Raw genomic sequence first — 7,769 nt, 5'->3', positions numbered from 1 at the left:
TGGGCCGGCAGGCTTCAACCAGAGGCTCCAGATCAGCCCATTGCGCGTCGCTCAGCATCGTCCCTCCTCCATCAGAAAGACGAAAACGCAAGCCCAGCCAATCTGTTCAGGCGACGACAGGCCCTAGAGGCAAGGCTGGGGCTGCGCCTCCTGACGAGGACCACGCGCAGCGTGGCGTCCACGGAGGCGGGTGAGCGGCTGATCGAGACCCTCGGGCCGGCGCTCAAGGAAATCGACGCGAAGGTTGCAGCACTGACGGAGATGCGCGAGCGGCCGGCCGGCACCGTTCGCATTACGGCGCCTGAGCACGCAGCTCGGACGCTCCTCTGGCCGGTGGTCGACCGCATCACCAGGGCGTATCCCGACATCCAGATCGAGGTGAATGTCGCGTCCGGCCTAACCGACATCGTCGCGCAGCGGTTCGATGCAGGCATCCGTCTCGGCGAGCGACTCGAACGGGACATGGTTGCCGTGCGGATCGGCCCCCGGCTTCGCATGGCGACGGTGGGTGCACCCGCTTACCTCGCCGGCCGAGGCAAGCCCGAGACGCCGCGAGACCTTCCAGAGCATGCTTGCATCAACCTGCGGATGGCGAACGGCGACAACTATGCCTGGGAGTACCAGCGGGATGGCCGGGAGCTGAAGGTCAGGGTCGACGGCCAACTCGTCCTGAACGATGGCGAGATTGCCATGGCAGCAGCGATCGCGGGCCACGGCCTTGCGCATCTCGTGGAGGACCGGGTCGCGCCGTTGCTGGCAGACGGGTCATTGGTGCGCGTGCTCGAGGACTGGTGCGAGCCCTTCGATGGGTACTTCCTCTATTATCCCAGCCGAAGGCAGCCTTCTGCCGCCTTCGGTCTGCTGCTCGACGCCCTGCGATACCGGGGATGAGCGTCGAGCATCACTCATCAGCGGTAGGAGAACTGCAGGACGGCAGCCGGCAAGCGATCGCCCTCGACCGGGATGGCCGACGCGGCCGCCTCGATCTCATCCATGTCGTCGGCGGTGAGCACGACCTGCGCCGCGCCGAGGTTCTCCTCGACCCGTTCGAGCTTGCGAGTGCCGGGGATAGGCACGATGAAGGGCTTGCGTGCGAGCAGCCAGGCCAGGGCGATCTGGGCCGCCGTCGCCTCCTTGGCCTCGGCGACGCGCCGGAGCAGGTCCACCAGCGCTTGGTTGGCTGCCTTCGCTTCCGGGGTGAAGCGCGGGGACGTCGCCCGGAAATCGCCCGCCTCGTGGCTCGCACCCGGGTCGACCTTGCCGGTCAAGAACCCCGCGCCGAGCGGACTCCAGGGCACGAAGCCGATGCCGAGTTCCTCGCAGAGCGGCAGGATCTCTGGCTCGGGGTCGCGGGTCCAGAGCGAGTACTCGCTCTGGACGGCCGCCACGGGTTGCACGGCATGCGCGCGGCGGATGGTCTGTGCGGCGGCTTCCGATAGGCCAAAATGCTTGACCTTGCCCGCGGCGATCAGCTCCTTTACCGCGCCAGCGACGTCCTCAATCGGGACCTCGGGGTCGACGCGGTGCTGGTAGAGCAGGTCGATGGTCTCAACCTTGAGCCGCTTCAGCATGCCGTCCACCGCCCGCTTCACGTGGGCCGGCTTGCTGTTCAGGCCCGGGCGGCGCTCGCCGGTCTCCGGGTCGATGTTCCAGCCGAACTTGGTGGCGATCGTCACCTGGTCCCGCACCGGGGACAGCGCCTCGCCGACCAGCTCCTCGTTGGTGAAGGGGCCGTACGCCTCGGCGGTATCGAAGTGTGTGACGCCGCGCTCGTTCGCGCCGCGGATAACGCGGATGGCCTCGGAACGCTCGGGCGAAGCGCCGTAGGTGCCGGAGAAGCTCATGGTGCCGTAGCCGATCTCGGAGACGGTCAGCGGGCCCAGTTGGCGGCTCTTCATGCGCGGGTTTCTCGTCCTGTTCGGCGGTGGGCTTCCGGTAAGCCCGCCTGATTGGACGGAAGCTAATCCGCGATTGTACAGCAGATTAGTGGGCTAAATCCGCATGGGTCTATGACGAAAGGTCATGAATGGTGGACGAGAACCGTCCACTTCGAAGTCCCGGCGAGACCTCTACGTTACCAGTGCCCGCTTCAACAAAGATCCGCCTGAGAGCGGCTCGTCGCAAATCAACCTGTCCCAGTCGCGCGGCACTGTTTCGCCATGCACCCGGAGGCGGACACACTCAGCGTCTGCAAAGGGTCGATAGCAACCTGAACGACATGTCGGGTATCCGACCGTTTTATCGACAGTCCGAGCTAACGCGTAGCGAGTGATCAGAAACAGCCTCGTTTCTGTCGGAAAACTACGACCGATTTTCTATTGCAGATAAAACGTGCTTGGAACAATATCCTGACATGCTCATCGGATATGCCCGTGCCTCCATTCTGGACCAGAACCTCGACCTGCAGCGTGACGCGCTGAAAGGCGCCGGCTGCGGAGAGCTGTTCGAGGAGAAGAAGTCTGGCAAGGCGGGGACCACGCGTCCGGAGTTCAGCCGCATTCTCTATGGCGGCTGCGATCTGGAGGCGTTGTCCGTTGATGCTTACGAGTTGGCCATCCTTGGAGCCGACTGACGCTACTTGTGGGGCGTCCCCTGCAGGACACGAGAATGGCTTATGATAAGCCATAAGTGGTTTGTTGATTGGGCCCAGTTGTCTGGGCCGGGGTCAAGACACGCTACGCTCTCCGGCCTTGACCTCGGCCTGACCAACCGGCAGTGGGCTACCGGCGGGGCAATGTCCCGCACCGATCGACGGTTGCGCTTGTTTTGTCACAAGCCACAAATGGTTTAGGGTTTGTGCTGTGTCATAAGTCACAGATGGCATACCGCATACGATATACCGCAAGCTATTAACCACTTGCCGTTTTACCCTCGCTGTCGGAAGGATGCGCCCATGAACATACTCGCGATCGTCTCCCAGAAGGGTGGCACCGGTAAAAGTACCCTGGCGTTTTCGCTGGCGGTCGCGGCCGAGGAGCAAGACATTCGCACCTCGATCATCGATATGGACCCGCAAGGAACGACCAAAAAATGGTACGGGCGCCGCGAGTCCGATGGAGGACCTGAGGTCAACGCCCTTAACGCCACCCAGCTCGAGCCGGCTATGCCACTGCTGCGCAAGCAGGGCATCCAGCTAGTGATCATCGACACCCCCGGTGCTGATACGCCCGGCGTCACCGCGGCGATCCAGGTGGCTGACCTGTGCCTGATCCCGGCTCGCCCAAGCGTCGCCGACATCGAAGCCTCGGCGCCGACGGTCAGCGCCATTCACCGCCTCGGCAAACCGTTCTCATACGTCCTCAACCAGTGCCCGCCCGGACGCTCGATCCGCACCATGGACGCATTCCGTGTCCTGCAGTTGACTGGCGCCGTTGCCAGCACGCCGCTGGCCATGCGGGCCGACCACATGGACGCGCTGGCGACAGGGCAGGGGGTCACCGAACGCGACATCAGCAGCAAGGCCGCGGCCGAGATCCGCGAGCTGCTGAAGTGGACGCTCAACAAGATGGAAGGGAAGCCGCATGGCCAGAAACAAACCCGCGTCGCTTGAGGCCGCCCTCAACGGCCAACAGACACAGGAGACTGAGCCGGAGACCGCCGACGTGGTCCGGCACCCGTCCAGCGCCACGCTGGCACCCAAGGTCAAGAACTACGAACAGGTGGTCGCCTACGTGCCGACGACCTGCAAGAAGCGCCTGCGAATGATGTGCATCGAGCATGACCGCGACCTCAACTCGTTCATCCGCGAAGGCATCGACCTGATGCTCGCGAAGTACGGCCAGCCGTCGCTCAAGGAATTCGAGAGCAAATAGCCCATGGTTTATAACGGTGGCGTGTGGCTTGTGACTTACCACAAGCCATAAAGGTCAAGTGGTTGCAGGGCGGACAAAGACCCTGCGGGAGAAGGGGAAGCGCCCCAAAAAAACTTGCACATTTTTGGGGCGTATGTTCCCGTTTCTGGTGCATTGATTCCCGATCGGCGCTAGGCTCCCCACAGGATGTCCATGCCGCCCACCCGCCCGTTGTCGCCTGAGGAAGAACAGCGCCTCGCCCGTAAGGAGCGGACCCTCCGGAACCGCCGCGGCCGGCGCAATCCGGCGAGCATGCCTACGCACCTGGCGCGGACCTCGGCCTTCGCCCCCCGCAAAAAGGATCTCATCACCGACAGCAACTTCGTCCGCATCTACGAGGTGCCGGGCTACTCCGTCGTCGAGGTGAAGGGCCGGGAGCTCGGCAGCCAGCACCGGGATGCGATCTATGCTCTGTTCCGGCTGCCCCGTGAGAAGGTCAAGGTCGACAACCCGGCCTACCGACCCGGGACGTTCATCGCCCCGGTGATTTGGTACTACCAGACGCGCACGACCTGGCGGACGCTGATCCGCGCGATGGGGCGCACCGAGCACGTCAACAACCTGCTCAGCCTCGTCCACGTGTTTCAGGAGATCCAGCAGGTCAGCGTGCTGATCCACGAGGGCCGTTCGCTCAAGGAGCTCGAGTCGATCAAGAGCAAGCGCACGCGCAACATGCTGCCCGACGGCGCCGGCTCCGCGTCCTCGCTGATCACTGACCTCAGCTGGGAAGGGGCCCAGCTCGACAGCCCGGTGACGGTCACCTACGGCGCTCGCGTACTCGAGATGATCGAGAAGGCACACCTGGTCAGCATCAACGCTGACGTCCAGTTCCGCCTAAAATCCGACCACGCCAAGGTGTTCTGGCCGTTCATCGACAGCCAGCCCGACCACACGTTCATCGAGGAAGAGAGGCTGGCCCAGCTCTCCGGCCGCGAGCTGTGGGCACCTGAGGCGACCAGCGCTACGCGGGCGCAGTTCCGGAAGGAGTGCCGCGAGGCCTTCAGGGACATGGTCAGCGCCGGCGGCCTGTCGAAGTTTGACGAGGAGATCACCGGTTCCGGGCGCTCCAAGTCGCGCCGGTACACCTACGCCCATGCCGCACTGCGTCAGTGCGAGCTTGACCTCCCAACGGTCGATGCCATCACCTAACCCTATGATCCAACAAGGGCGTAACTGGAAACCACGCCCCAAATTGCCGCCCGTTGCAGCGATCAGGACCACCCGTTCCGCGCAGCCGTCGACCGGCACCAGGGGAGGGGGACCTGGCATGGGCATCGTCACAGCCACGGCGGGAAAGAACGCCCCAAAAAGACGGGATCTGGCAGGGCGAGGTCGGACTGTGGATAAATGAAACCACGCCCCAAAAAGCTGGAAACCACGCCCCAAAAGCCGGAAACCACGCCCCAGAATGGCGGAAACCACGCCCCAAAAAGGGGGCCTAACTTACTGCGGCGACAGGCGAATCTACGTATAGACCTTTTTATAGATTATTCATAGACCTTAAAAGACCTGCCCGGGCCATAGGAGGCTTGGTGGATCAGAACGGGACAATCCCTGTACTGGTTGTGGGAAACGGTCGTGCAGCGACAAAACCCACCCCTTTTTAGCGTAACCGAAAACCCGCTCCTCTACCCAAAACGGAAGCCGCCACAGGCCGGTTAATCCTGCATGGGATCCGCCTATCAGCTGAAAAAGATTGGCTCGCCGAATAAGTGAGTGGCAGATCGACCTCAGCGACTCCTGGAAGCGTTTAGGGCGGAAAAACCGACTAGGCTCCGTCGGGGCGTGGAAACGTCACTACGCCCGTCCTGAGAGTCTTTGACACCGCACATGGCACGGTGAGGGCGATATGAGGTCGCAAGACGACCGCCGAACCCCCGGACGCGAGTGCCGGTGCTGGCGACGGTGATTGCTGCGGCGCGTTTTTGGGGTGTGCTTTCCCGTGAAAGCGTAGCATTTCCGCCATTTTGGGGCGTGTGTTCCCATGTTGCTTGAACGTGACCCGGCGTGCCCCAAACCATAAACGGTTTATTGCCCTTTCCGCCCCAAGTCTGGTCGAGCAGCTGCAGCGTGCGCCTGTCGCGCTCGCCGCCAAAATACCGCTGCAGAACGCTGCCGAACTCTGGCACCCGCGGATTCGAGGCCGCGAACAGGGTCATGCTCGAGCGAAACTTCATATCATCCGGACTGCGGAAAATCTCATACGCCGTCCGGCCGGTGACTTGGTTGACCGCGGCAGTGTAGGTTCGCAGCCTGGAACCCAGGACCAGGTGATGCAGGTACGCCTGCACCTCGACGAGCGTGCCGATCGCATAGCGCTGTGCTATCTTGCTCAAGCCCTGTCCGGCGGTCTGTGGTGAGACGAACCACATCCAATGGCTGCGCTTGTACCCCGCGGTCAGCTCCTGGCGGGCTTGGTCGTAGCCGCCGCACTGAGCATCAATGAAGGGGTTGAGGTCGAACGGGTCACTCGCCCCGAAGAAACGCCAGGGACGACAATCAAGTCCAGGCAATATTTTTGTGACTTATGGCGTGTGGCAAACCGTAAATGGTGAAAACCGCCTCACTGCCGGCAGCGGCCCCCACTGGAGACCGCTCGGAAGCATCGCGAGGCCGGTGTCCCGGCCATCCGACCTTCGCTGCGTGAGATAGAGCGGTTCGCGACCGGCTTCGGCTTCCCGTCGACCCACGACCAAGCCGCGGCCTTCTACGCGGATCTCACCGACCTCACCTCCGGGTCGCCGATGAACCGCTTGGTCTGCGGTGACGTGGGCTGTGGCAAGACCGAGGTGGCGCTGCGAGCACTGGCTGCCGCTGTGTTCGCCGGCCGGCAGACGGTAATCATCGCACCGACCACGGTACTCCCGCGCCAGCACGCGGAGACCCTACGCCGACGCTCAAGCCGGGGCTTGCCGACGGCACGGTGCGGCTGGCGGTGAGAACCCTGCGCTTGCCGGGCGTGACGTCGCCTTCAAAGTGGCGCCCATTCTCGCGAAGGACGAGATCATTCTGCGCGAGAGGCGGTCGTCTTGAGCCGCCCGATCCCCGAGGCCACGGAGCGCGCCATCCCGACCATGGGCCTTCTCGATCGACTGCGTGTCGCCGAGGTGCGGGCTACGGGCTCGCCGCATAAGGTGTTATCATTGAGCTAGCACCGGGCTCCGCTGAGACCACGGCCTTCTCGGCTTCCAGCGTAGGACAGCCTCTATGGGCGGTCGGTGAGCGCCGCCGCTACAGGATGGCGAACAGGTCGAGCTGCAGGGTGGGCTTGCGCTTGGCTGGCTGTGCCCTGGCCCATCGAGGCAATTTCACCACCGGCAGGGATGCAGTCCCCTTGGCGTGCAGAACAGCTCCGACGATCCGGCATCCATCCCCTTGGTGAAAGACGTAGGCTTGAAACGGTTCCGCCTTAAGCATCTCCTGAACGAGGGGCTCGTCGGGCGGAAGCCGATGAAGCGCTGTCGGGAGGCAGGCGACGCCGAGCGCAGCAACGCCGAAGGATGCGAACTCCCGCTGCCGACCGGTCCAGATCTGGCGCTGGGCGCCTACGCTAGTCCGAGACAGGGGGTTGTGATCCGTAAGGGTTGTGGCTGCCTCTAGGAGGAAGGCAGCGATGGCACTGCGCTCCGCGATCTGCAGCGCCATCGCGATCGAGGCAGCGAGCTGGCGCTATGTGAGCGGCATTCTGTCTCCCTCTCCGCACGCGCCGTTTGCGGCTGCATGCGTAGCCTGGACGCGCCCTACGGCCAAGGTAGGCTGCTCAACCTCGCTCGCCTTGGTAGTGCGGATCAGTTCGCCTCATGAACGTTATGGAATGTGCGCTGCAGCCGCCGACCGAAGCCGGAGGATACAATCCGGCTTGCGGTGAAGATACATCCAGCAAGATCGAGAGCGCCTGCCAGCCCCCTTGAGCTGGAA

General features: G+C 63.4%; 8 protein-coding genes and 1 pseudogene. 6 read left to right on the top strand and 3 right to left on the bottom strand.

Going from position 1 to position 7,769, the window contains the following annotated elements:
• Positions 1 to 39 precede the first annotated feature (39 nt).
• A complete protein-coding gene (locus tag FV223_RS15325; protein ID WP_147727846.1) occupies positions 40 to 891 on the top strand; it encodes a LysR family transcriptional regulator in 852 nt (283 codons plus the stop codon).
• A 17-nt stretch (positions 892 to 908) separates the two neighbouring features.
• On the opposite strand, the gene FV223_RS15320 is transcribed toward FV223_RS15325, so the two are convergent.
• On the bottom strand, positions 909 to 1,898 hold the full coding sequence (locus tag FV223_RS15320; RefSeq protein WP_147727845.1) for an aldo/keto reductase: 990 nt from the start codon (positions 1,896 to 1,898) through the stop codon (positions 909 to 911).
• A gap of 455 nt (positions 1,899 to 2,353) precedes the next feature.
• Here FV223_RS15320 and FV223_RS15315 point away from each other — a divergent pair.
• From FV223_RS15315 to FV223_RS15300, 4 genes and pseudogenes are all read left to right on the top strand, one after another.
• Positions 2,354 to 2,491 (top strand): annotated as a pseudogene (locus tag FV223_RS15315) (recombinase family protein); the annotation flags it as partial.
• A 402-nt stretch (positions 2,492 to 2,893) separates the two neighbouring features.
• Entirely contained in the window at positions 2,894 to 3,550 is a 657-nt protein-coding gene (locus FV223_RS15310) for a ParA family protein (protein ID WP_147727843.1), read from the top strand.
• Entirely contained in the window at positions 3,522 to 3,812 is a 291-nt protein-coding gene (locus FV223_RS15305; protein WP_147727842.1) for a ribbon-helix-helix domain-containing protein, read from the top strand. Before FV223_RS15310 ends, FV223_RS15305 begins: the two co-directional genes overlap by 29 nt.
• 192 nt (positions 3,813 to 4,004) lie before the next feature.
• The gene (locus FV223_RS15300; RefSeq protein WP_147727841.1) at positions 4,005 to 5,000 is read left to right on the top strand and encodes a hypothetical protein; all 996 of its coding nucleotides are present in this window, start codon (positions 4,005 to 4,007) and stop codon (positions 4,998 to 5,000) included.
• Between the two features lie 581 nt (positions 5,001 to 5,581).
• On the opposite strand, the gene FV223_RS32580 is transcribed toward FV223_RS15300, so the two are convergent.
• A complete protein-coding gene (locus FV223_RS32580) occupies positions 5,582 to 6,364 on the bottom strand; it encodes a DUF1810 domain-containing protein (RefSeq protein WP_147727840.1) in 783 nt (260 codons plus the stop codon).
• Positions 6,365 to 6,595: 231 nt separating this feature from the next.
• On the opposite strand from FV223_RS32580, the gene FV223_RS31815 reads away from it, so the two are divergent.
• A complete protein-coding gene (locus tag FV223_RS31815) occupies positions 6,596 to 6,790 on the top strand; it encodes a DEAD/DEAH box helicase (protein WP_246689692.1) in 195 nt (64 codons plus the stop codon).
• A 292-nt stretch (positions 6,791 to 7,082) separates the two neighbouring features.
• Here FV223_RS31815 and FV223_RS15285 read toward each other — a convergent pair whose 3' ends face one another.
• Positions 7,083 to 7,496, bottom strand: coding sequence for a hypothetical protein (locus FV223_RS15285; RefSeq protein WP_147727839.1), 414 nt, complete (start codon positions 7,494 to 7,496; stop codon positions 7,083 to 7,085).
• Positions 7,497 to 7,769 lie beyond the last annotated feature (273 nt).

The sequence above is a fragment of the Methylobacterium sp. WL116 genome (assembly GCF_008039455.1).
Lineage (GTDB): Bacteria > Pseudomonadota > Alphaproteobacteria > Rhizobiales > Beijerinckiaceae > Methylobacterium.
Note: the sequence above shows the minus strand (reverse complement) of the source record. Positions and strands in the feature narration are given on the sequence as shown.

Coding starts and splice junctions, on each gene's coding strand:
- FV223_RS15320 (WP_147727845.1), bottom strand. CDS start 1,898: ATGAAGAGCCGCCAACTGGGCCCGCTGACCGTCTCCGAGATCGGCTAC.
- FV223_RS15310 (WP_147727843.1), top strand. CDS start 2,894: ATGAACATACTCGCGATCGTCTCCCAGAAGGGTGGCACCGGTAAAAGT.
- FV223_RS15305 (WP_147727842.1), top strand. CDS start 3,522: ATGGCCAGAAACAAACCCGCGTCGCTTGAGGCCGCCCTCAACGGCCAA.
- FV223_RS15300 (WP_147727841.1), top strand. CDS start 4,005: ATGCCGCCCACCCGCCCGTTGTCGCCTGAGGAAGAACAGCGCCTCGCC.
- FV223_RS31815 (WP_246689692.1), top strand. CDS start 6,596: ATGAACCGCTTGGTCTGCGGTGACGTGGGCTGTGGCAAGACCGAGGTG.
- FV223_RS15285 (WP_147727839.1), bottom strand. CDS start 7,496: ATGGCGCTGCAGATCGCGGAGCGCAGTGCCATCGCTGCCTTCCTCCTA.